The organism is Nocardioides sp. URHA0032 (assembly GCF_000620645.1).
In the GTDB taxonomy this organism is placed as follows: domain Bacteria; phylum Actinomycetota; class Actinomycetes; order Propionibacteriales; family Nocardioidaceae; genus Nocardioides.
The window spans coordinates 101,865-124,832 of record NZ_JIAV01000001.1 but is presented as its reverse complement, the minus strand read 5'-3'; the positions used below and the strand labels follow the sequence as shown (position 1 = coordinate 124,832).

Here is a 22,968-nt window from a genome sequence, read left to right as displayed (position 1 = left end):
ACTCGCGGCCCGATCCGAAAGGGTCCACACCGAGTTTCCGAGAACGTGTTCCATGAGCGGTGGCGCCCGACGGTTCACCGGGCGTCGACCTGGGTGCGGCCGGCCGGCAACCTCTTCCGGTCGACGGTGGAGCATGCCGATCGCCGGGGCCGCTGGCGACCCGCGGGTAACCGGACGTAAGTCACACCGTCCCGGCACCAGCGGGGCCCGACCCGCGAGGTAGCGTGGCCCTTCGTGGCAACGACGACCTTGGTGACCGGAGCGCGGGCGTCGCGCTCGACGATCACCCTCAAGCTCCTGATGGCCGTGAGCGGCATCGCCTTCATCCTGTTCGTGCTCGCGCACATGTACGGGAACCTGAAGGCCTTCTCGGGCCACGACGCCTACAACGAGTACGCCGCGCACCTCCGCACGCTGGGCGAGCCGTTGCTGCCGGCCTCCGGGTTCCTCTGGATCCTGCGCGCGGGCCTGATCATCGCGCTCGTCGTGCACGTGTACGCCGCGGCCGCCCTGTGGCGCCGGGCGAAGCGCGCTCGCACCCAGCGGTACGTCGTGAAGAAGAACCTCGCCTCGTCGTTCTCGTCGCGCTGGATGCGGTGGGGCGGAGTGGCCATCCTGCTGTTCCTGGTCTGGCACCTCCTGAACTTCTCGATCGGCAAGGTGAACGTCAGCGGTGGCGCCACCAACGACCCCTACAACCTGCTGGTCGACACCTTCGACACCTGGTGGATGACGATCATCTACCTGCTGGCGATGCTCGCGCTGGGCATGCACCTGCACCACGGCACGTGGAGCGCGTCGCAGACCCTCGGCCTCACGAACACCGTCCGCGCCCGCCGCAACGCCAAGGCCCTCGGCTGGATCCTGGCGGTCGTGATCGCCGGCGGCTTCTCCCTCGTCCCGATCTTCGTCCTCGCCGGCGTCATCACCAAGTAAGGGGTCTCGCCATGACCGACATGCCTGACACCACCCTCACCGGGGACCCCTCCCACGACGCGCCGGGCCAGCACGGCGACGACGCCGCGGGCTACTACACGCCGGGCAGCCCGCTGCTCGACACCAAGGCGCCCGACGGCCCGATCGACCAGCGCTGGCAGACCCGCAAGTTCGAGGCGCGACTGGTCAACCCGGCCAACCGTCGCAAGCTCGACATCATCATCGTCGGCACCGGCCTGGCCGGCGGCTCGGCGGCCGCCACGCTCGGCGAGGCCGGCTACAACGTCAAGTCGTTCTGCTACCAGGACTCGCCGCGGCGTGCCCACTCCATCGCCGCGCAGGGCGGGATCAACGCGGCGAAGAACTACAAGGAGGACGGCGACTCCGTCCACCGGCTCTTCTACGACACGGTCAAGGGCGGCGACTACCGCTCCCGCGAGTCCAACGTCTACCGGCTGGCCGAGGTCAGCACGAACATCATCGACCAGTGCGTCGCGCAGGGCGTGCCCTTCGCCCGTGAGTACGGCGGCCTCCTCGACAACCGCTCCTTCGGCGGCGTCCAGGTGTCCCGCACCTTCTACGCCCGCGGCCAGACCGGCCAGCAGCTGCTGATCGGGGCCTACCAGGCCATGGAGCGCCAGGTCGCGGCCGGCACCGTCGAGCAGTTCACCCGCCACGAGATGCTCGAGCTGATCGTGGTCGACGGCAAGGCGCGCGGCATCATCGCCCGCGACCTGGTCACCGGCGAGATCGAGACCCACCTGGCCGACGTCGTGGTCCTCGCGACCGGCGGCTACGGCAACGTCTTCTTCCTGTCCACCAACGCGATGGGCTCCAACGTCACCGCGTCGTGGCGCGCGCATCGCAAGGGCGCCTACATGGCGAACCCCTGCTACACGCAGATCCACCCGACCTGCATCCCGGTGACCGGCACCCACCAGTCGAAGCTGACGCTGATGTCGGAGTCGCTGCGCAACGACGGCCGGATCTGGGTTCCGAAGAACAAGGCGGACTGCGAGAAGGACCCGCGGGAGATCCCGGAGGAGGCCCGCGACTACTACCTCGAGCGGATCTACCCGTCGTTCGGCAACCTGGTCCCCCGCGACATCGCCTCCCGCGCCGCCAAGAACGTGTGCGACGAGGGCCGCGGCGTGGGCCCGGCCGTCGACGGCGTACGCCGTGGCGTGTACCTCGACTTCAGCTCCGCGATCGAGCGGCTGGGCCGTGAGGGGATCGAGGAGAAGTACGACAACCTCTTCGACATGTACGCCCGGATCACCGGCGAGAACCCGTACGAGACGCCGATGCGGATCTACCCCGCCGTGCACTACGTGATGGGCGGCCTGTGGGTCGACTACGACCTGCAGTCGACGATCCCGGGCCTGTTCGTGACCGGTGAGGCGAACTTCTCCGACCACGGCGCCAACCGCCTCGGGGCCTCCGCGCTCATGCAGGGCCTCGCGGACGGCTACTTCGTGCTCCCGCACACGATCCGCGACTACCTCGCGGACGGGCCGTTCGAGAAGATCGACGAGGACCACCCCGCGGTCGTCGAGGCTCGGAAGTCCGTCGAGGACCGGGTCCGGCACTTCCTGTCCACCAACGGCACCCGCAGCGTCGACTCCTACCACCGCGAGCTCGGCAACATCATGTGGGAGTACTGCGGCATGGAGCGGAGCGAGGACGGCCTGAAGAAGGCGATCGACCTGATCCGCAGCCTCAAGGACGACTTCTGGCGGAACGTGAAGGTCCTCGGCACCGCCGAGTCGCTCAACCAGTCCCTGGAGAAGGCCGGACGGGTGGCGGACTTCTTCGAGCTCGGTGAGCTGATGTGCATCGACGCGCTGAACCGCCGCGAGTCCTGCGGCGGTCACTTCCGGAGCGAGTCGCAGACCGAGGACGGCGAGGCACTGCGCCACGACGACCAGTTCGCCTACGTCGCCGCCTGGGAGTTCGCGGGCGACGAGGAGCTCCCGGTCCTGCACAAGGAAGACCTCGTCTACACGGCCATCGAGATGAAGCAGCGGAGCTACAAGTGAGACTCACCCTCAAGATCTGGCGTCAGCCGAACGCCGAGACCCAGGGCGCGATGCACACCTACGAGATCGACGGCGTCTCCGACGACATGTCGTTCCTCGAGATGCTCGACGTGCTCAACGAGGACCTGATCGCGAAGGGCGAGGACCCGGTCGCGTTCGACTCCGACTGCCGCGAGGGCATCTGCGGCGCCTGCGGGCTGATGATCAACGGCCAGGCCCACGGCCCGGAGGTCACCACGACCTGCCAGCTGCACATGCGGTCGTTCAAGGACGGCGACGAGATCGTCGTCGAGCCCTGGCGGGCGGACGCGTTCCCGGTGGTCAAGGACCTCGTGGTCGACCGCGGCGCCTTCGACCGGATCATCCAGGCCGGCGGCTACATCTCGGTCAACACCGGCTCCGCGCCCGAGGCGCACTCGGTCCCAGTCCCCCGCGACGACGCGATCCGCGCCTTCAACGTGGCCACCTGCATCGGCTGCGGCGCCTGCGTGGCGGCCTGCCCCAACGGCTCGGCCTCGCTCTTCATGGGCGCCAAGATCACCCACCTCGGCGAGCTGCCGCAGGGTCAGCCCGAGCGCGACTCGCGGGTGGTCGGCATGGTCGCCCAGCACGACGCCGAGGGCTTCGGCGGCTGCACGAACATCGGCGAGTGCACCGCGGCCTGCCCCAAGGAGATCCCGCTCGACGTGATCTCCCGGCTCAACTGGGACCTGCACGCCGCGCTGCGCCACGGTCACTAGGCCGGAGCCTCCGCACCAGGGCGACCAGGCCGAGGGTGCTCACCGCGCCGGCGACGTACGGCGTCACCCAGGCCGGTGCCTCCCCCGCCGGCACGGCCGCGACCGCCGGCGACGGCGGACCCTGGACGGGCGCGGCCGGCTCCGGCCCGTGCAGCGCACGGGTCGCCGGCGCGGTCTGGGCGAACGCAGCCGCGTAGAGCACCACGCGTGAGAAGTAGTTGATCCAGACCAGGACGATCAGCGCGATGCCGAAGGCCTGGAAGGCCGGGCTGCCCTGGGTGACCCGCAGCAGCAGGTTCGAGAGCTGCTTGAGCACCTCGAAGGCCAGCGCGCCGAGCACGGCGCCCTGGGCGAGCGCGCTGCGCGGCGCCTGCGGCTCGCCGAGGAGCCGGAACAGGAGGAAGAACAGCAGCAGGCTGGCGGCGAAGCCGAGCACGACCGTGAGGAGCGTGAGCAGCCGGCCGAGGTCGACGGAGACGCCCATCCGGTCCAGCAGCGCGCTCGAGAAGCCGCCGACCAGGCCGGCCACGACGACCGACAGGAACAGCACCGTGCCGATCAGGACCAGCGCGAGGAGGTCCCGCAGCTTGGCGCTCACGAAGCCGGGCTGCTCCTTCGCGGGCGTCTCGAACACCGTCACCAGTGCGGCGCGCATCGCCGACAGCCAGCCGAGGCCGGAGTACAGCAGCAGCACCGCACCGATGATCCCGAGGGTGCTCGCGGCCTTCTCGATCTGGCCGAGGGTCGCCTGGCCCTGCTCGCTGCCGATCAGCCCGGGCATGACGCCGTTGAGCGCGTCCCTGAGGTCGGCGCGTGCGCCGGAGTAGACCCGCGAGATCCAGCCGACCACGAAGAACGACAGGGCCACGATCGGGAAGAAGGAGAGGAACCCGAAGTAGGTGACCGCGCCCGCCTGCTGACTGGCCTTGACCTTCCCGTAGTGCTCCTGCATCCGCACCAGGTGGTCGAGGAGTGGACGCCGTCGGCGTACGTCGTCGATGCGCGCCCGGACCCGCTCGACCAGGGCTGCCATCAGCGCGCCGTGGCCGCCTGGAGCGGGAAGTTCCGCGTGGGTCTCCAGCCGGTCTCGGCGTCGTGGACGTAGAGGTGGAACGCCGAGACGTCGAACTCGCACTCGAAGTCGGCGAGATCCGCGAAGGCCCGGTCCAGCTGCTCCTCGCCGAGGTGGTGGGCGACGGTCACGTGGGGGTGGTACGGATACTGCAGCTCCACGTCCAGCGGACCCCGGCGCAGCGACTTGGCCAGCTGCTCGCAGCGCGAGATGCCCTCCACCAGGGTCACGAACACCACCGGCGAGACGGGCCGGAACGTCCCGGTGCCTCGCAGGTGCACGCGGAAGCCCCCGAACTCGGCGGCCGTCTCCTCGAGGTGCTTCTCGACCTCGGCGAGGTGGACGTCGTCGATCTCGGTCGGCGGGACGAGCGTGATGTGGGTGGGGATCATGGCAGCAGTGGTGTCCCCGACCGCGGTCCGGTAGTCCTGGAGCTCTGTCGCCCAGGGCTCCGGGATCGCGACTGCTACACCGATGGTCGGCACTCGTCGACCCTACTGACTCGCCGCCACGAAGCCGACCCTCTGGTAGACGTCACCGAGAGTCGCCCTGGCCACCGCACCAGCCTGCTCCGTGCCGCGGCGGAGCACCTCGGTCAGGTAGGTCTGGTCGTCGAGCAGCTCCAGGGTGCGCTCCCGGAAGGGCGTCACGAAGTCCACCACCACCTCGGCCAGGTCCTTCTTGAGGTCGCCGTACCCGCGGCCGCCGTACGACTCCTCGAGGTCGGCGATGCTGCGGCCGGAGAGGGCCGAGTAGATCGTGAGCAGGTTGCTGACGCCGGGCTTCTCGGCCGTGTCGAACCGGATGTCGGACCCGGAGTCGGTGACCGCCGACCGGATCTTCTTGGCCGACGCCTTCGGGTCGTCGAGCATCTCGATGATGCCGGACGGCGAGGACGCCGACTTCGACATCTTCGCGCTGGGGTCCTGGAGGTCGGTGATCTTCGCCGTGGACTTGAGGATGTAGGGCTCCGGGAGGCGGAAGGTCTTCTTGTAGCGGCTGTTGAACCGCTGCGCGAGGTCGCGGGTGAGCTCGAGGTGCTGGCGCTGGTCCTCGCCGACGGGGACGAAGTGCGGGCGGTAGAGCAGGATGTCCGCCGCCTGGAGGATCGGGTAGGTGAACAGCCCGACGCTGGCGGCCCCCTCGCCACCCTTGGCCGCCTTGTCCTTGAACTGGGTCATCCGGCGCGCCTCGCCGAAGCCGGTCAGGCACTGGAGGACCCAGCCGAGCTGGGCGTGCTCGGGCACCTGCGACTGCACGAAGATCGCCGACCGGTCCGGGTCGATCCCCATCGCGATCAGCTGCGCGGCCGCGCGCAGCGTGCGCTCGCGGAGGACCTTGGGGTCCTGCTCCACCGTGATCGCGTGCAGGTCGGCGATGAAGAAGAACGGCTGGTAGTCCTGCTGGAGGTCCACCCACTGCCGCAGCGCGCCCAGGTAGTTGCCGAAGTGGAACGAGTCCGCGGTCGGCTGGATGCCGGAGAGCACCCGCGGACGAGCGGTCCCGGTCCCCTCCGCGGACGTCGCGACCTCGGGCGCGGTCGTGGTGGACATGGGCGTCATTCTGACCCATGCGGGAAGTCGCTCGGGCATCCGGGGTGACCCGTCTAGGGTCGCGCCATGATCCCCACGCTGACCGACGGAGTCGTCACGCTGCGCGCCCACCGGGCCGAGGACGTCGTGGCCGCGATGGAGCAGTCCCTGGACGCCGAGTCCCAGCGCTGGACGACCGTCCCCGTGCCGTACGAGCGCACGGACGCCGAGTTCTTCGTGACCGAGCTGATGCCGCGCGGCTGGGCCGAGAACACCGAGTGGGGCTTCGCCCTGGAGGCTGAGGGCCGGTACGCCGGCACGGTCTCGCTGCGGAACCTCGGCGAGGGCCGGGCCGAGCTGGGCTACGGCGCGCACCCGGCCGCCCGCGGGAAGGGGTACGTCGAGCGCTGGCTGCGGCTGCTGCTGGCGTGGGGCTTCGAGGAGATGGACGTCCGCACCGTCATCTGGTGGGCCCACGTCGGCAACTGGGCGTCGCGCCGGGTGGCCTGGAGGCTCGGGTTCACCTTCGAGGGCACGGTACGGGACTGGCAGCCCCAGCGTGGCGAGCTGCGCACCTCCTGGGTCGGCACCCTCCTGCGCGAGGACCCGCGGGAGCCGCGCACCACCTGGCTGGACAACCCGGTCGTCGAGGGTGACGGGGTCCGGCTCCGCCCGTTCACCGACGCGGACGCGACCCGCGTGGTCGAGGGCATCGGTGATGCGGACACGCAGTACTGGCTGGCGTTCATGCCGCGCGACCCCGGCGAGGCCGAGGGCCGGCGCTACCTCGAGCAGGTGCAGGAGCGGCTCGCGACCCAGCACACGATCACGTGGGCGTTCAGCGCCACGGACGACGACCGGCTGCTCGGCGCGGTCGGGCTCTACCGGTTCGGCGACGAGCCCGAGATCGGCTACTGGACCCATCCGGAGGCGCGCGGTCGCGGGCTCACGACGCGCGCCGCCGCGCTCGCCGTACGGCACGCCTTCGAGGAGCTCGGTCTGTCCCGGCTCGCGGGCTACGCCTCGGCAGGCAACGCGGCGTCGCTCAAGGTGCTGGAGAAGCTCGGCATGCAACGGACCGGCGTACAACGACAGGCGGCGCACACCGGCGACGGCACTCCCGTCGACCTGGTCGGCTACGACCTCTTGGCAGCCGAGTGGGCGGACCAGAACAGCACCCCGATGCCGAGGACCGACAGCGCCGCACCGACCAACGCGGGCGACCGGTAGCCGTAGCCCGCGGCGATGACGAGGCCGCCGAGCCACGCGCCCAGCGCGTTGGCGATGTTCAGCGACGCGTGGTTCATGGCGGCGCCGAGCGTCTGCGCCTCCCCGGAGACGCCCATCAGCCGGAGCTGGAGGTTCACGACCAGCACCGAGCCGGTCGCGGTCACGAGGAAGACCGCCGGCAGCAGCGCCCAGCCGAACGGCGCGACCGCCCAGACCAGGAGCATGACGAAGAACGACGCGATCCCGGACAGGATCAGGGTGCGGAACACCGACCACTCAGCCAGCCGGCCGGCCACCCAGGTGCCCGCGACCATCCCGATGCCGAAGGCCGCCGTGAACACCGGCACGGCGGACTCCGGCAGCCCGCTCACCTCGGTCACGGTGGGGGCGATGTAGGAGTACACCGCGAACAGCCCACCGAAGCCGACCGCGCCGGCGAGCAGGGTCAGCATCGCCTGGCCGTTGCGGAAGAACGCCATCTCCCTGCGGCCGGTCGCGTGCGGGTTGCCCGCGATGCTCGGCACGAACGCCAGGATCATCGCCATGGTCGCGACCGCGAGCACGGCCGTTGAGAGGTACGCCGCCCGCCACCCGGCCTGCTGGCCCAGCCAGGTCGCGGCGGGGACGCCGACGACGTTCGCCACCGACAGGCCGAGCATCACGCTCGCCACCGCGCGGCCCGCGCGTCCAGGCGGGGCCAGGCTTGCCGCGACCAGCGAGGCGACGCCGAAGTAGGCACCGTGCGGCAGCCCGTCGAGGAACCGGGCCAGGAACAGCACGTGGTAGCTCGACGCCATCGCGCTCAGCACGTTGAAGGCGCCGTACGCCGCCATCAGGCCCACGAGCAGCGCCCGCCGCGGCAGCTTGGCGCCGAAGACCGCGATCACGGGCGCGCCGATCACCACGCCGAGCGCGTACGCCGAGATCAGGTGCCCGCCCTGCGGGATCGTGATGTCCACGCCATCCGCGATCTGCGGCAGCAGCCCCATCGTGACGAACTCCGTCGTCCCGATGGCGAACCCGCCCAGCGCGAGCGCCAGCACCGCGAGGGTGAAGTGCGCCGCGGGGCTGCGGGTGCTCGCCGTCGTGGGACTCGGCGTGGTCGTCGTCATGGGTGGCGGCAGCTCTTTCCGGGTCGCGGGCGTCCCAGTCTCCAACCCGGACCCGCTGCGTACCTATTCCACGAGAACAAGCAGCTACTGCACGAGCTCGACGTCGGACTGCACGACGGGGACGTCGCCGGTGTCGGGGAGGCACGGCTCGGAGGCGAAGTTGCCGACCGGGGCGGAGCCGCCGGTCATCCGGACGTGGTCACCGTCGACGGCGACCGACTTGTCGTGGTCGTCGTACAACGACAGCCGGTTGTGGTCGAGCGTGGCGTGGTAGCCGGCCGGCCAGACCGGCCAGACCTTCGCGGGGCCGTCGGAGCCGGGGACCGGCGCCAGGTAGGCGCAGTGGTCCGCGTCGATCGAGAGCACCCCTTCGATCACCGCGCTGCCGGCACCGCCGGCCGGCGCGTAGCCCGAGACCGGGAGGTGCACCGAGACGCCGGAGCGCACGTCGTCGCCGGCGGAGACCAGCGACACGACGCCGAACGCGGCCGCTGCGAGGAGGACGGGCACCGCCACCGCGAGGACGTACCCCCGGTTGCTCAGTGCCTGCGGGCGGGACCAGCGGTCGTACGCCGGCTGCTCCCGGGGCTCGTGGTCAGCCAAGGGACGCGATCGCCTCGTTCAGGGTCTTCGACGGGCGCATCACGGCCGACGCCTTCTCGTCGTCGGGCCGGAAGTACCCACCGATGTCGACCGGCGAGCCCTGCACCCCGTTCAGCTCGGCGACGATGGTGTCCTCCGCTGCCGCGAGCGTGTCCGCGAGCGGCTTGAACACGGCGGCGAGCTCGGCGTCGTCGGACTGGTTCGCGAGCTCCTGCGCCCAGTAGAGGGCCAGGTAGAAGTGCGAGCCGCGGTTGTCGATGCCGCCCACGCGTCGGGTCGGCGACTTGTCCTCGTTGAGGAGCGTCCCGGTCGCCCGGTCGAGGGTGTCGGCCAGCACCTTCGCGCCCGGCCTGCCCGCCTGCTCGGCGTACAGCTCGAACGCCGGCACCAGCGCGAAGAACTCGCCGAGACTGTCCCAGCGCAGGTAGTTCTCCTTGACCAGCTGCTGCACGTGCTTCGGGGCCGAGCCGCCGGCGCCGGTCTCGAACAGGCCGCCGCCGTTCATCAGCGGGACGACGGAGAGCATCTTCGCCGAGGTGCCGAGCTCGAGGATCGGGAACAGGTCGGTGTTGTAGTCGCGCAGCACGTTGCCGGTGACCGAGATGGTGTCCTCGCCGCGGCGGATCCGCTCCAGCGAGTACGCCGTCGCCTCGGCCGGGGCCATGATCTCGATGGTCAGCCCGTCGGTGTCGTGCTCGGGGAGGTACTCCTTCACCTTCGCGATCAGCTGCGCGTCGTGGGCGCGGTTCTCGTCGAGCCAGAACACCGCCGGGGTGCCGGAGGCGCGGGCGCGGGTGACCGCGAGCTTGACCCAGTCGCGGATCGGGGCGTCCTTGGTCTGGCAGGCGCGCCAGATGTCGCCGGGCTGGACGTCGTGCTCGATGAGCACCTCGCCGGCTGCGTCGACGACCTGGACCTTGCCGGCCGCCGGGACCTCGAAGGTCTTGTCGTGGGAGCCGTACTCCTCGGCCGCCTGGGCCATCAGGCCGACGTTCGACACCGAGCCCATGGTGGCCGGGTCGAAGGCGCCGTGGGCGCGGCAGTCGTCGATGACGGTCTGGTAGACGCCCGCGTAGGAGGAGTCCGGGATCACCGCGAGGGTGTCCTCCTCGTTGCCGTCGGGGCCCCACATGTGTCCGCTGGTGCGGATCATCGCCGGCATCGAGGCGTCGATGATCACGTCGGACGGCACGTGCAGGTTGGTGATGCCCTTGTCCGAGTCGACCATCGCCATCCGCGGGCCCTCGGCCAGGCCGGTGTCGACCGCGGCCTTGATCGCCTCGCCCTCCGGCAGCGCGGCGGCGGCGCCGAGCAGTCCGCCCAGGCCGTCGTTCGGGGAGATGCCGGCGGCGGCCAGCTGCTCGCCGTACTGCTCGAACAGCGTCGGGAAGAACGCCTGCACGACGTGGCCGAAGATGATCGGGTCCGAGACCTTCATCATCGTGGCCTTGAGGTGCACGGAGAACAGCACGTCCTCGGCCTTGGCGCGGGCGATCTGCTCGGTGAGGAAGCGGCGGAGCGCGGCGACGTCCATGAACGTGCCGTCGACGACCTCGCCCGCGAGGACCTTGATCCCGTCCTTGAGGACGGTCTCGGTGCCGTCGGCGGCGAGGTGCTTGATGGTCAGGGTGTCGTCCGCCCCGATGACCACCGACTTCTCGTTCGAGAAGAAGTCGTGCTGGCCCATGGTGGCGACGTTGGTCCTCGAGTCCGACGTCCAGGCACCCATCCGGTGCGGGTGTGCCTTCGCGTAGCTCTTCACCGAGGCGGGCGCGCGGCGGTCGGAGTTGCCCTGGCGCAGGACCGGGTTCACGGCCGAGCCCTTGACCTTGTCGTACGTCGCCCGGATCTCGCGCTCCTCGTCGGTCGAGGGGCTCTCCGGGTAGTCCGGGACGTCGAAGCCCTGGCTCTGGAGCTCCTTGACGGCAGCCTTCAGCTGCGGCACGGACGCCGAGATGTTCGGCAGCTTGATGATGTTCGCCTCGGGCGTCCGGGCCAGCGCGCCGAGCTCGCCGAGCGCGTCGTCGGCCAGCCCGAACTGCGCCAGGATCCGACCCGCCAGCGAGATGTCGCGGGTCTCCACGTCCACACCGGCCTGCGCGGCGTACGCCTGGACGATCGGCAGGAACGAGTACGTCGCGAGCAGCGGCGCCTCGTCGGTGTGGGTGTAGATGATCGTGGCCATGCTCCGCGACTCCTGGGGCTTGGGGGAATTACCTTGACGTCAAGATACCTGATGAGGTCCGACGTTCCAGACTCGCATCCGACTCGCGACCGGGCAACGTGACCCGAAACGTGACTAGAGTCGGGCCATGGCAGAGTCGACCGCCCTTCCGGGCGTCCAGCAGAAGCTGACCGCCGAGGTGATCGGGACGTTCGTCCTCGTCTTCTTCGGCTGCGGCAGCGTCGTCTACGCGAGCAACACGAGGGCGCCTTCCACCATCACCACGGTGGGCCTCACGTTCGGCATCGCGGTGATGGTCATGGCCTACGCCTTCGGGCGGGTCTCGGGTGGGCACTTCAACCCCGCCGTCTCGGTGGGTGCGGCGATCGGCGGCCGGATCTCGTGGCGGGACGCCGGCTTCTACGCGCTCGCGCAGGTGCTCGGGGCGATCCTCGGCGCGGCGGCGCTCTTCGTCCTCATGCACGGCTTCGACGGGTACAGCGCCCGGAACAACATGGGACAGAACTTCTTCGGCGACCAGGGCGGGTCGGACTACGCGTGGTGGGCGGCGTTCCTCATGGAGGCGCTGATGACCGCCGTGTTCGTCGTCGTGATCCTCGCGGTCACCGACGAGCGTTTCGAGCACCCCGCGCTGGCGCCGCTGACGATCGGCTTCACCCTGGCCGCCATCCACTTCGTGATGATCCCGGCGACCGGTACGTCGGTGAACCCGGCTCGGTCGATCGGCCCGGCGCTGTTCGCCGGCGGCGACCACATCATCCAGCTGTGGCTCTTCATCCTGGCGCCGCTGGTCGGCGCTGCCGCCGCCGGCTTCGGCTACCCGGCGCTGTTCGGTCGCGGCGGTGACGTGGTGCCGGGCTCCGGCCTCACCTTGGCGCGGGCGCGGGCGCAGGCCGTCGTCGTCGGACCCGACCAGTACCAGCAGCAGTGGAACCAGGAGACCACCACCGGCTACACCGCGCAGCAGCCGATCATCCAGGACGGATGGCAGTGGGACCCGGCCGGCCAGCAGTGGCACCCGGTCGGGCAGACGCCCGAGCAGTGGCGGGCGCAGCAGGCCGCGGCCGAGCAGCGCGCGGGCGCCGAGGACCCGGGCGACCAGACCCAGATCCGGCCGCCCCAGTAGCCGACCGAGGCGTTACTGCCGCAGCCTCACGACGCGGTAGGCGCCGGCGACCACCCGCTCGGACTCCAGCCCGGTGCCGCGGAGGTAGGTCTGCTCGGCGCTCGTGCCCGGGCGGAGCGCCGACCGGACGACGACGGTGACCAGGTCGTCGGCCACCGACTCGACGGTGGCGTGGTCCTCGACCACGCCCTCGGCGTACGCCGTGCGGTAGCCGTCGCCGACCCGCGGCGTCGCGGCCATCGCGAGCCCGGCCTCGGCGCCGTCGGTGCCGGCCGCCCACTCCCCCTTTCGGCCGAACCACCAGACGTTGCCGCGGTCGTCCTGGGCGTACCAGTCGACGGTCCGCTTCCCGGACTCGGTCTGCACCCGCGCCGTGGTCGGTACGCCGGCGACGGCCGGCCCCTTCTCCACGGTGACGACCATCGGGTGGTCGCCGGCCGCGTCCGCCACGTCGTACACCTCCCGGCTGCCGGGCGTGAGCGTGAACCACGGGTTGTCGACCGTGCCCACGAAGTCGGCCGGATCCGGGCGCGGAGTGGGGATGACCAGCTCGTCGACGCCGGCGGGCGGGCTCGGGACGGACGCCGTGCCGCACCCGGCGAGGAACGCGAGCAGGGTGAGCAGCACCACCGCTCGCGCCGTCATGGACCCCAGCATCGCAGGGTACGTAACCGCTGCTAGCGTCGGGAGCCGACAGGACCGGACCGTGATCGAGGAGTCGTCGTGAGCTCAACCCCGTTGAAGGTCGCCGTCACCGGCGCCGCCGGCCAGATCGGCTACAGCCTGCTGTTCCGCCTCGCGAGCGGGTCGCTGCTGGGTGACCGCCCGATCGAGCTGCGGCTGCTCGAGATCACCCCGGCGCTCAAGGCGCTCGAGGGTGTCGTGATGGAGCTCGACGACTGCGCGTTCCCGAACCTCGCCGGCGTCGAGATCGGCGACGACGCCGAGAAGATCTTCGACGGCGTGAACCTCGCTCTCCTGGTCGGCGCCCGACCGCGCACCGCCGGGATGGAGCGCGGCGACCTCCTCTCGGCGAACGGCGCGATCTTCACCGCTCAGGGCAAGGCCCTCAACGCCGTCGCCGCCGACGACGTCCGGGTCGGCGTGACCGGCAACCCGGCGAACACCAACGCCCTGATCGCGATGACCAACGCCCCCGACATCCCTCGCGAGCGGTTCTCGGCGCTGACCCGCCTCGACCACAACCGCGCGATCTCGCAGCTCGCCGCGAAGACCGGCGCCGCCGTCACCGACATCAAGAGGATGACGATCTGGGGCAACCACTCGGCCACCCAGTACCCCGACATCTTCCACGCCGAGGTCGGCGGCAAGAACGCCGCCGAGGTCGTGGGCGACCAGGACTGGATCGAGAACACCTTCATCCCGACCGTCGCCAAGCGCGGCGCCGCCATCATCGAGGCGCGCGGCTCCTCCTCGGCCGCCTCCGCCGCGTCGGCGACCGTCGACGCCGCCCGCGACTGGCTGCTCGGCAGCCCCGAGGGCGACTGGGTGTCGATGGCGGTCGCGTCCGACGGGTCCTACGGCGTGCCCGAGGGCCTGATCTCGTCGTTCCCGGTCACCACCAGGGACGGCAGCTGGGCGATCGTCCAGGGTCTCGAGATCGACGACTTCTCCCGCGCTCGCATCGACGCCTCGACCGCGGAGCTCGCCGAGGAGCGCGAGGCCGTCACCGAGCTCGGCCTGATCTGAGCTGCCTTCGTCGCCCGAGCTTGCTCGGGCGACGAAGGCCAGCAGCCAGGTCGAGTAGCAGCGCGAGCGAGGAACGAGCTCGCGACCGGCGTATCGAGACCACAGCGGCCGAGAGGTCTCGATACACCGCCGCTCGTACCTCGCGGCGGCTACTCGACCGACGAACGGCTGATACGTCGCCCTACAGGGGCTGGTCGGGGATCGAGCCGGCGAGCAGGATCAGCGCCACGCCGGTCCCGGCCAGCAGCAGGCAGTCCCACCATCTCCGGCGGACGGCGAGCATGCCGGCGTCCTTGGCCGGCAGCACCGCACGCACCAGGGCGGCGAAGATCAGCGCGCCGCCGAACCAGCGCACGCCGAGACGCCAGTCGCCGGTGGTGACGATCCCGATCGAGATGGCCACGACGGCGAGCACGACGAGGTAGAACGCGCCCCCGATCGTCGACGGGTAGCGACGCCCCTCCTCCTCGACCGGTCCGTCCGGGATCGGCTCCGGCTCCTCCTCGGTCACGCCACGGACTGCTCGGCCGCGGAGACGATGTTCGAGAGCAGCATCGCCCGGGTCATCGGACCGACGCCGCCGGGGTTCGGCGACACCCAGGCCGCGACGTCCCAGACGTCCGCGGCCACGTCGCCGGCGATCTTGCCGTCCACGCGGGACACGCCCACGTCCAGTACGGCGGCGCCCGGCTTGACCATGTCGCCCCGGACGATGCCCGGCACTCCCGCGGCGGCGACGATGACGTCGGCGGCGCGGGTGTGCGCGGCGAGGTCGCGGGTGCCGGTGTGGCAGAGCGTGACGGTGGAGTTCTCGCTGCGCCGGGTGAGCAGCAGGCCCATCGGCCGGCCGACGGTGATGCCGCGGCCGATCACCACCACCTCCGCGCCGTTCAGCTCGACCCCGTACCGGCGCAGCAGCTCGATGCAGCCGATCGGCGTGCAGGGCAACGGGCCGGACTCGCCGAGCACCAGCTTGCCGAGGTTGGTCGGGTGCAGGCCGTCGACGTCCTTGTCGGGGTCGACGCGGGACAGCAGCCGGAACTCGTCGAGCCCGGTCGGCTGCTGCACGATGAAGCCGGTGCAGGCGGGGTCGGCGTTCAGCCGGTCGATCTCCGACTCCACCTCGGCCTGGGTGGCCGTCGCCGGCAGGTCGACGCGGATCGAGGCGATGCCGATCTCGGCGCAGTCGCGGTGCTTGGCGGCGACGTACCACTGCGACCCCGGGTCGTCGCCGACCAGCACGGTGCCCAGCCCGGGCACGACGCCCTGCTCGCGCAGCTTCGCCACCCGCTCGGTCAGGTCCGCCTTGATCGCCTTCAGCGTGGCGGTGCCGTCCAGCTTCTGTGCAGTCACGATGCCGATCCTCTCAGTGCGCGAAGTGCCGGGTGCCGGTGAAGTACATCGTGACGCCGGCGGCCTTGCAGGCCTCGATGGTCAGCTCGTCGCGCACGGAGCCGCCGGGCTGCACGATCGCGGCCACGCCACCTTCGATGAGCACCTGCGGGCCGTCCTCGAAGGGGAAGAACGCGTCCGACGCGGCGACCGAGCCCGCGGCCCGCTGCCCCGCCCGCTCGACGGCGAGCCGGCACGAGTCGACGCGGTTCACCTGGCCCATGCCGACGCCGACCGAGGCGCCGTCCTTCGCGAGCAGGATCGCGTTCGACTTCACATAGCGGCAGGCCCTCCACGCGAACGCGAGGTCGGCGAGCAGCTCGGGCGAGGCGGCTTCGCCGCTCGCCAGCGTCCAGGTGGACGGGTCGTCGCCCTCGGCGTCGACGTGGTCGACGCGCTGCATCAGCACCCCTCCGCTGATCCCCCGGAACTCCACGGGATCCGGGTGCTCGTCGACCGGGCAGACCAGGATCCGGATGTTCTTCTTGCCCTGGAGGACCTCGACCGCGCCCTCGTCGTACGCCGGGGCGACGATCACCTCGGTGAAGACCTCGGCCACCTGCTGTGCCATCGCCACCGACACCGGGCGGTTCACGGCGATCACGCCGCCGAACGCCGACACCGGGTCGCACGCGTGCGCCCGCCGGTGCGCCTCGGCGACGTCCGCGCCGATGGCGATGCCGCACGGGTTGGCGTGCTTGATGATCGCGACGGCGGGCTCGGCGAAGTCGTTCGCGGCCCGGCGCGCGGCGTCGGTGTCGACGAAGTTGTTGTAGGACATCTCCTTGCCGTGCAGCTGCTCGGCGGCGGCCAGCCCGCCGCGCCAGTGCCGGTAGAGCGCGGCCGGCTGGTGCGGGTTCTCGCCGTACCGCAGCACCGCGGCCCTCTCCCAGGTGGCACCGGTCCACGCCGGGAAGCCGGTGCCGTCGCCGGTGTCGGTGAGGACGTTGCCCATCCACGACGCCACGGCCACGTCGTACGACGCGGTGTGCGTGAACGCCTCCGCGGCCAGCCGCTGCCGCTGCGCCAGGGTGAAGCCACCGGCGCCGACCGCCTCCAGGACCTCGGCGTACCGCGCCGGGGAGGTGACGATCGCGACCGAGGGGTGGTTCTTGGCGGCCGCGCGGACCATCGAGGGACCGCCGATGTCGATCTGCTCGACGCACTCGTCGGGGGTGGCACCGGAGTTCACGGTCTGGACGAACGGGTAGAGGTTCGAGACCACGAGGTCGAACGGCTCGACGCCCAGGTCGGCGAGCTGCTCCACGTGGGAGTCGAGGCGGCGGTCGGCGAGGATTCCGGCGTGGACCTTCGGGTGCAGGGTCTTCACCCGGCCGTCGAGGCACTCGGGGAAGCCGGTCAGGTCCTCGACCTTCGTGACGGGGACGCCGAGGCCCTCGATCAGCGCCGCCGAGCCCCCGGTCGAGACCAGCGCGACCCCCGCCTCGTGCAGCCCCCGGACCAGCTCCTCGAGCCCGGACTTGTCGTAGACGGAGACGAGCGCGCGCTTGATCGGGACCTGGTCGAGAGTGGTCATCGTCCGAACCGGACCTTCCTGTGGTTGATGGTGAATCCGTCGCGGGCCATCCGGCCCACCGCGTCGACGAGCATCCCGCGCTCGGCGACCTTGATCCGCTCGTGCAGCGTCTCGACGGTGTCGTCGTCCTCGACGGCGACCGCCTGCTGCGCGACGATCGGGCCGGTGTCGACCCCGGCGTCGACGACGAAGAGGGTGCAGCCGGTCACCTTGACCCCGTAGGCGAGCGCGTCGGCGGGGCCGCGCATGCCGGGAAACGACGGCGACAGCGCCGGGTGGGTGTTGACGACCCGGCCGTCGAACCGGGTGAGGAACTCCTGCCCCACGAGCCTCATGAATCCGGCGAGCACCACGAGGTCGGGCTCGAAGCCGGCGACCGTGTCGGCGAGCGCCCGGTCCCAGTGCTCACGGCTGGTGAACTGCCCGACCTGCTTGACGAACGTCGGGACGCCGGCCCGCTCCGCCCGGGCCAGGCCCTCGATGCCGTCCCGGTCCGCCCCGACGGCGACCACGCGGGCGCCGTACGACGCGTCCTCGCACGCGTCGAGCAGCGCCTGGAGGTTGGTCCCCGAGCCCGACACCAACACGACGAGACGGGCGGGGAGGGGGGTCACGCGAGGGAGTCTAGAGATGCCCTCCTGGCGGCGCGTCGCTGCCACCACGTCATGAGCATGCCACCGGCCAGGCCGCCGATCCCGAACGCCGTGATCGCGTGCACCAGCACGTCGAAGGCCTCCGGTCCCACCACGCGCATCCGGCCCGGGCCGACAGCACCCCCGGACACCGCCGCCAGGAGGCCGAGCAGCAGTCCGGCCAGGACACCGCCCGCACAACCGCGCAGCGCGCCCTCGTCCCAGCGCAGCGTCGGGTTGCGCCGCTGCGACCGGGCCGCTGCGAGTGCGGCCACGAGCGGAGCGAGCCCGATGAGGTACGCCGTCCAGGCCGGCGTGGGCCCGTTGTCGGGCAGCGCGGCCAGCAGCGGGAACATCGGCAGCGCGCCGACCTGCACCAGCGTCGGCGAGACCAGCGTGCCGGCGCCGACAGCGAAGCCCGGCCCGAGCAGGTAGCTCGCGGAGAACAGCGCGGAGTTCGGCAGGACCGTCGCGCTCAACGCGGTGTAGACGGTCGCGTCGCCGGCGTCGGTGTGGAGCCTGGACATCACGTTCACGGCCGTACCGAAGTCGACGACCAGGGCCGCGACGAACGCGATCGCAGCGACCGCGAGGTAGCCGCCGAGCACCCGCAGGCAGGTGGCCCCCGCCGCCCGCGCCGACGGCGGGAGCAGGGCGGCCCAGATGGCGGCGCGTCCGGAGCCGACCGCGATGGCGGCGAGCCCGAAGGTGAGGCAGAGCAGCAGCGACCACAGCAGGACCCGTGACAGGGACGGCGCGGTCTCGGGCGTGGCGGCCAGCCGGAGCGTGACCAACGCCACGGCGACGTACCCGGCGGTGAACGCCAGCGTCGCGGCGGGGACGGTCCAGTCGCGCTCGCCGTCCGCGATCCGCTGGGCGTCGGGGCCGTGCCCGGAGACCGAGTCCCCGACCCGGTGGCCGAGGCGCCAGACCGACCAGGCCGCCAGCGCGGTGAGCCCGAGGGGGACCACGGTCACCGCGACGCCGTTCACGCGGATGCCGGAGCCGTGGGCCAGCAGCCAGCCGAGCGCCCCCACGCGGAGCCCGTCGCGCGGAGTCCCGTGTGCGCCGGCATCGGCCAGGAACCAGCCCACGACCCCGAGCGCCAGGCAGACCAGGAGCGTCGCCAGCGCCGCCGCGCCGCCGCCGAGCACGGCGACGGGCACGAGCGGACGGCGGTGGCGCGCGTCGTACCGGTCCTCCGCGACGGCGGAGGCGGATCCCGGGAGCAGCGAAGTCATGACCCTGTCATCTTCACCGCCGCCAGGCGGCGATCGGGGCTCCCACGCCGTTTCGGCCCCCGACCGTCATTTCGGGCGGAGCGTCGACGCTCGGTTACCGTGGACGGCGCCATGAAGGACCCCGACGAGTTCGACCAGTTCTACCAGGACGTCCGCGACCGCCTGCTCGTGCTGACGTACTGCCTGACCGGCGACCTCCCGTCCTCGCGCGCCGCCGTGCGGGACGCCTTCGTCGTCGCGTGGCACCACTGGCGCAAGGTCTCGAAGCTCGAGGACCCCGAGGCGTGGACCCGGGTGCGGGCGTGCGCCCACGCACAGCGCCGGCACACCGCCAAGCTCTGGCACCGCGAGAAGGGCCTCGACCCCGAGGTGAAGGCCACCCTGGACGCGCTCGGGAAGCTCCCCCTGGCCCAGCGTCGGGTGCTGCTGCTCACCGAGCTGTCCACCGCCTCGATGGCCGAGATCGCACGCGAGGCGGGCCTCCCCCGCACCGACGCGGAGCGCGCGCTGCAGACGGCGGCCTCGCAGTTCGCCCTCGCCCGTGACGTCCCCACGACCGGGCTGCGGTCGGTGTTCGAGCCGGTCCGCGCCCACGTGGTCGGCGCCGGCCGCTGGCCGCGCGCCACGATCATCCGCCGCGCGGGCGCCACCCGTCGTCGTACGCACACCGTGATCGGCACCGTGGCCACGGTGGCGGCCCTGGTCGTCACCGGAACCCTCGTGAGCGACGCCGCCGGCGTCCGGCCGACGCTGACCGGAGAGCGGGTCGAGGCCGGCCAGCCGCACAGCAAGGCGGCCCAGCCGACGCCGGAGCCGGCGGACCTGCCGGAGGAGGCGCTCCTCGTCCCCGAGCAGGTCTCCAAGGCGACGCCGGGCAGGACCTGGACACTGACGAGGACCGACGACAACAGCGCCGGCAGCGGCATCGTGATGCCGTGCCAGGGCCAGCGGTACGCCGACCCGCGCGGCACGGCCGCCCTGGTCCGGACCTTCGACCCGATGAAGGCGCCGAAGGCGGCGCCCGCCCCGACCGCCGTGCAGACCGTCCAGGCCTCGGCGTCCGAGAAGGCGGCGAACCGCGGGTACGCCACCGCGCTCGGCTGGTTCGCCGGCTGCCACGACGACCGGGCCCAGCTGGTCGGCACGCACACCGTCGGCGGGGTCGGCGACGACGCGATGCTGCTCGTGCTCCGAACCTGGGACGGGGCCGGGTCGAGCCTGGTCGCGGGCGTCGCCCGCACCGGCGAGCTCACCACGACCACCCTCACCCGGACGCCGGTCGGCGAGCAGCCGTCGCTCCAGCACTCCGCCCGGCTGCTGGCGGACGCGGTGTCGGGCCTCTGCAACCTCCAGGACGCCGGCTCCTGTGCCTTCGACCCGGTCGTCCACGACGCCGCGCCCGTGCCCGCAGCGCCGGTGCCGGCGATGCTCGCCGAGGTCGACCTGCCGCCGGTGACCGGTGTCGACCGCCCGTGGGTCGGCACCGAGCCGCGGCAGGCGAGGTCGAACGCCGCCTCCACCGGGTGCGACCAGACAGACTTCAGCGGGACGTCCAACAACGTCACCCGCACGTTCCTGGTGCCGGGCGCAGACCTCCCCGACCAGTTCGGGCTCACCGAGACCGTCGGATCGCTGCCGGCCAAGAAGGCTGCGGCGTTCGTCGACGCCATCCGCGCCGACCTCGCGAAGTGCTCGGACAAGCAGATGGGCACCGAGGTCACCCCGGTCAGGAAGGTCGAGGAGAAGGGTCGCGACGTCTCCGTCTGGCACGTGAGCACCGAGATCAGCGACCACCAGACCGTCGAGTACCTGATGGGCGTCGCCCGGGACGGCACCTCGATCGCCCAGGTCGGCTTCGTCCCCGCCCCCAAGGTCGGCTTCGCCCCCGGCGCGTTCGTCGCCATCGTGGATCGCGCGCTGGCGCGGCTCGACGCGATGCCGCCGCCGAAGGGTTAGTCCGGAAATTCCCCCGGTTGCCGTGCAACCGTGTGCGCGGGTGAGGCGTATCCCTCCCGACTCAGCGCCCCGCTGAGTCGCACACGAGACGGGACGGGTCGATGGACGAACGCGAGTTCGACGACTTCTACTCCGCGTCGTTCCAGCGGGTCACGGCACAGGTGTACGCCATGATCGGCAACCGCGACGAGGCGCAGGAGTGCGTCCAGGAGGCGTTCGCCAGGGCCTGGGCACACCGCAGGAAGCTGGACCGGGCGGAGCACCCCGAGGCCTGGGTGCGCACCACGGCGTACCGGCTGGCCGTCAGCCGCTGGCGGCGTACCGTCCGCAGCCGCCGCCCGGTGGATCGGGCGGTCGGGCTGCCCACCGAGACCGCCGCTCCCAGCGAGGCGCACGTGGCGCTGGTCGCCGCGCTCAAGCGGCTCCCCGAGGCGCAGCGGCAGACGCTGGTGCTGCACCACATCGCCGACCTGCCCGTGCAGGAGGTCGCCCGCGAGATGGGCGTCCCCGAAGGAACCGTCAAGGCCCGGCTCAGCCGCGGCCGCACCGCGCTCGCCGCACTGCTCGGAACCGAAGGAGCGAGTCATGCCTGACCCCATCGATGAGCTCGAAGGCTTCACCATGCCCCACACCACCCCGCTGCCTCCCGGAGAGGTGCGCCGTCGCGGCGACCGGATCCGCCGGCGCAACAACGCCATCGCCGCCGTCGGCGGCCTCGCCGTCATCGCGGCCATCGCCACGCCGTTCGCGGTGATGGCGAACGACCGCACGTCCTCGGAGCCGCCGGTCGCGCCGTCCCCGTCACCCTCGGTCAGGTGGGTGCACGAGATCCCGGCGAGCTTCCCGCTCACCGAGGGCATGCCGGCCTCCACGAAGACCCGGGACGACTACGAGCAGCAGGCCGTCGACGTCTGCGAGAGCGAGGCGTGGAACCCGGACGGGACCACGACCGACATCCGCCAGGCCATCTACACCGGGGAGATCGAGGGCGGGGCCGACCGGACGCTGGCGCTCTACCCGAGCGAGCGCGACGCCGACGCCGCCCTCCAGGCCCTCGACGCGAACGTCGAGGGGTGTGCGGCGCAGACCACCGGCAAGAACCGCTCGGCAGAGGTGGTGCCGTCGGAGATCGGCGACGGGTCGATCGTGTACGCCGACCACATGTCCGACGCCGGCGACATGTTCGTCCACCAGGTCGTCCGCGTCGGCAACGCACTCCTCGTCGACACGACCTACGCCATGGGCGGTGGCGACCCGCAGGTGGTCCAGCAGACCGCTGACCTTCTCGAGGAGCGCTCGACCGACGTCGTCGCCGCGATGTGCGAGTTCGGTCCCGGCGATTGCTGATGACACGCGCGGGCTGCGGTTGGGGGCGAACGAGACCCCGGCCCGTCCTAGGATCGGCCTCGATGTCCCGGTAGCGGCAGACCGCGGCGGCATGAGATTCCGGAGATCGGTGTCGAAGAACCCGGCGACCGTTCGACGTACGTGCGAGAAGCAGAACCAGCAACCACGAGGAGTGATCGAGATGCCGCGTTTCATGGGATTCGTGCGGATGGAAGAGGGCGTCGGGACGCCCCCGCAGGCGCTGTTCGACGCGATGGACGCCCACATCGGCGAACGCGCCGCCTCGGGCGTGTTCCTCGACGGGGGCGGCCTGTTCGGCACCGAGGACGCCGTGAACTTCGTGGTCCGTCAGGGCGAGGTCAGCCGCGTCGACGGGCCGTACGCCGAGGCCAAGGAGGTCGTCGGCGGCTGGGCGCTGATGCAGTACGACTCCCTGGAGGAGGCCGTGGCCGACCAGGAGGAGTTCGCGGCGCTGCACGCGAAGCACTGGCCCGAGGTCAGCATGGTCGCGACCCTGCGCCAGGTCTCCGAAGGCCCGGACGCCCCCGGCGAGTGACGGACGGCGAACGGCCCCGGAC

General features: G+C 71.6%; 22 protein-coding genes. 10 read left to right on the top strand and 12 right to left on the bottom strand.

Translation table 11 applies throughout. The features are described 5' to 3' along the window. Positions 1-234 precede the first annotated feature (234 nt). Genes N538_RS0100590 through N538_RS0100580 form a run of 3 tightly spaced genes read left to right on the top strand, consistent with a single transcriptional unit; the run spans position 235 to position 3,715 of the window. Positions 235-936: a succinate dehydrogenase cytochrome b subunit gene (locus tag N538_RS0100590; RefSeq protein ID WP_028635675.1), complete on the top strand. Its 702-nt coding sequence runs from the start codon at positions 235-237 to the stop codon at positions 934-936. A 20-nt stretch (positions 937-956) separates the two neighbouring features. Then, entirely contained in the window at positions 957-2,975 is a 2,019-nt protein-coding gene (locus N538_RS0100585) for a fumarate reductase/succinate dehydrogenase flavoprotein subunit (RefSeq protein WP_028635674.1), read from the top strand. Next, positions 2,972-3,715, top strand: coding sequence for a succinate dehydrogenase/fumarate reductase iron-sulfur subunit (locus N538_RS0100580; RefSeq protein ID WP_028635673.1), 744 nt, complete (start codon positions 2,972-2,974; stop codon positions 3,713-3,715). The genes N538_RS0100585 and N538_RS0100580 overlap by 4 nt, the downstream gene beginning before the upstream one ends. Here N538_RS0100580 and N538_RS23170 read toward each other — a convergent pair. The 3 genes from N538_RS23170 to trpS are packed head-to-tail and all read right to left on the bottom strand — an operon-like array spanning position 3,675 to position 6,340. Beyond that, the gene (locus tag N538_RS23170; RefSeq protein ID WP_051548527.1) at positions 3,675-4,748 is read right to left on the bottom strand and encodes a YihY/virulence factor BrkB family protein; all 1,074 of its coding nucleotides are present in this window, start codon (positions 4,746-4,748) and stop codon (positions 3,675-3,677) included. The two genes, N538_RS0100580 and N538_RS23170, sit on opposite strands and share 41 nt — an antisense overlap. Then, positions 4,748-5,272: a 2'-5' RNA ligase family protein gene (locus N538_RS0100570; protein WP_028635672.1), complete on the bottom strand. Its 525-nt coding sequence runs from the start codon at positions 5,270-5,272 to the stop codon at positions 4,748-4,750. The genes N538_RS23170 and N538_RS0100570 overlap by 1 nt, the downstream gene beginning before the upstream one ends. A gap of 9 nt (positions 5,273-5,281) precedes the next feature. Then, entirely contained in the window at positions 5,282-6,340 is a 1,059-nt protein-coding gene (gene trpS, locus N538_RS0100565; protein ID WP_028635671.1) for a tryptophan--tRNA ligase, read from the bottom strand. Between the two features lie 66 nt (positions 6,341-6,406). Here trpS and N538_RS23165 point away from each other — a divergent pair, with 66 nt between their 5' ends. Continuing rightward, positions 6,407-7,549 (top strand): GNAT family N-acetyltransferase, encoded by a 1,143-nt coding sequence (locus N538_RS23165; protein ID WP_051548525.1) that lies wholly within the window; start codon positions 6,407-6,409, stop codon positions 7,547-7,549. Here N538_RS23165 and N538_RS27775 read toward each other — a convergent pair. The 3 genes from N538_RS27775 to N538_RS0100545 form a co-directional block, all read right to left on the bottom strand. Continuing rightward, positions 7,456-8,661, bottom strand: a complete 1,206-nt coding sequence (locus N538_RS27775) for an MFS transporter (RefSeq protein ID WP_028635670.1) — start codon at positions 8,659-8,661, stop codon at positions 7,456-7,458. The two genes, N538_RS23165 and N538_RS27775, sit on opposite strands and share 94 nt — an antisense overlap. An 84-nt stretch (positions 8,662-8,745) precedes the next feature. Further along, a complete protein-coding gene (locus N538_RS0100550; RefSeq protein WP_028635669.1) occupies positions 8,746-9,264 on the bottom strand; it encodes a hypothetical protein in 519 nt (172 codons plus the stop codon). Next, positions 9,257-11,449, bottom strand: coding sequence for an NADP-dependent isocitrate dehydrogenase (locus tag N538_RS0100545; protein WP_028635668.1), 2,193 nt, complete (start codon positions 11,447-11,449; stop codon positions 9,257-9,259). Before N538_RS0100545 ends, N538_RS0100550 begins: the two co-directional genes overlap by 8 nt. Positions 11,450-11,576: 127 nt before the next feature. On the opposite strand from N538_RS0100545, the gene N538_RS0100540 reads away from it, so the two are divergent. Beyond that, positions 11,577-12,575, top strand: coding sequence for an MIP/aquaporin family protein (locus N538_RS0100540; protein ID WP_028635667.1), 999 nt, complete (start codon positions 11,577-11,579; stop codon positions 12,573-12,575). A 12-nt stretch (positions 12,576-12,587) separates the two neighbouring features. Here the strand turns inward: N538_RS0100540 and N538_RS0100535 are convergent, their stop codons facing one another. Beyond that, positions 12,588-13,220: a hypothetical protein gene (locus N538_RS0100535; protein WP_155991892.1), complete on the bottom strand. Its 633-nt coding sequence runs from the start codon at positions 13,218-13,220 to the stop codon at positions 12,588-12,590. A 78-nt stretch (positions 13,221-13,298) separates the two neighbouring features. On the opposite strand from N538_RS0100535, the gene N538_RS0100525 reads away from it, so the two are divergent. After that, entirely contained in the window at positions 13,299-14,285 is a 987-nt protein-coding gene (locus tag N538_RS0100525; RefSeq protein WP_028635665.1) for a malate dehydrogenase, read from the top strand. Between the two features lie 181 nt (positions 14,286-14,466). Here N538_RS0100525 and N538_RS23160 read toward each other — a convergent pair whose 3' ends face one another. Genes N538_RS23160 through N538_RS0100500 form a run of 5 tightly spaced genes read right to left on the bottom strand, consistent with a single transcriptional unit; the run spans position 14,467 to position 19,087 of the window. Then, on the bottom strand, positions 14,467-14,796 hold the full coding sequence (locus N538_RS23160; protein ID WP_051548518.1) for a DUF3017 domain-containing protein: 330 nt from the start codon (positions 14,794-14,796) through the stop codon (positions 14,467-14,469). After that, positions 14,793-15,638, bottom strand: a complete 846-nt coding sequence (locus N538_RS0100515; RefSeq protein ID WP_028635664.1) for a bifunctional methylenetetrahydrofolate dehydrogenase/methenyltetrahydrofolate cyclohydrolase — start codon at positions 15,636-15,638, stop codon at positions 14,793-14,795. The genes N538_RS23160 and N538_RS0100515 overlap by 4 nt, the downstream gene beginning before the upstream one ends. Positions 15,639-15,651: 13 nt before the next feature. Next, positions 15,652-17,214 carry a bifunctional phosphoribosylaminoimidazolecarboxamide formyltransferase/IMP cyclohydrolase gene (purH, locus tag N538_RS0100510; RefSeq protein WP_028635663.1) on the bottom strand — a complete coding sequence of 521 codons (1,563 nt, stop codon included), beginning with the start codon at positions 17,212-17,214 and terminating at the stop codon, positions 15,652-15,654. Continuing rightward, complete coding sequence (gene purN / locus N538_RS0100505) at positions 17,211-17,828, bottom strand: phosphoribosylglycinamide formyltransferase (RefSeq protein WP_028635662.1); 618 nt, start codon at positions 17,826-17,828, stop codon at positions 17,211-17,213. Before purN ends, purH begins: the two co-directional genes overlap by 4 nt. Next, on the bottom strand, positions 17,825-19,087 hold the full coding sequence (locus tag N538_RS0100500; protein WP_028635661.1) for a cell division protein PerM: 1,263 nt from the start codon (positions 19,085-19,087) through the stop codon (positions 17,825-17,827). The genes purN and N538_RS0100500 overlap by 4 nt, the downstream gene beginning before the upstream one ends. Positions 19,088-19,198: 111 nt before the next feature. On the opposite strand from N538_RS0100500, the gene N538_RS27025 reads away from it, so the two are divergent. From N538_RS27025 to N538_RS0100480, 4 genes are all read left to right on the top strand, one after another. Continuing rightward, positions 19,199-21,043, top strand: coding sequence for a sigma-70 family RNA polymerase sigma factor (locus N538_RS27025; protein WP_155991890.1), 1,845 nt, complete (start codon positions 19,199-19,201; stop codon positions 21,041-21,043). Positions 21,044-21,144: 101 nt separating this feature from the next. Further along, on the top strand, positions 21,145-21,636 hold the full coding sequence (locus N538_RS0100490) for an RNA polymerase sigma factor (protein WP_028635659.1): 492 nt from the start codon (positions 21,145-21,147) through the stop codon (positions 21,634-21,636). After that, a complete protein-coding gene (locus N538_RS0100485) occupies positions 21,629-22,390 on the top strand; it encodes a hypothetical protein (protein ID WP_028635658.1) in 762 nt (253 codons plus the stop codon). Before N538_RS0100490 ends, N538_RS0100485 begins: the two co-directional genes overlap by 8 nt. Positions 22,391-22,571: 181 nt before the next feature. After that, entirely contained in the window at positions 22,572-22,946 is a 375-nt protein-coding gene (locus N538_RS0100480) for a YciI family protein (protein WP_036569016.1), read from the top strand. Positions 22,947-22,968 lie beyond the last annotated feature (22 nt).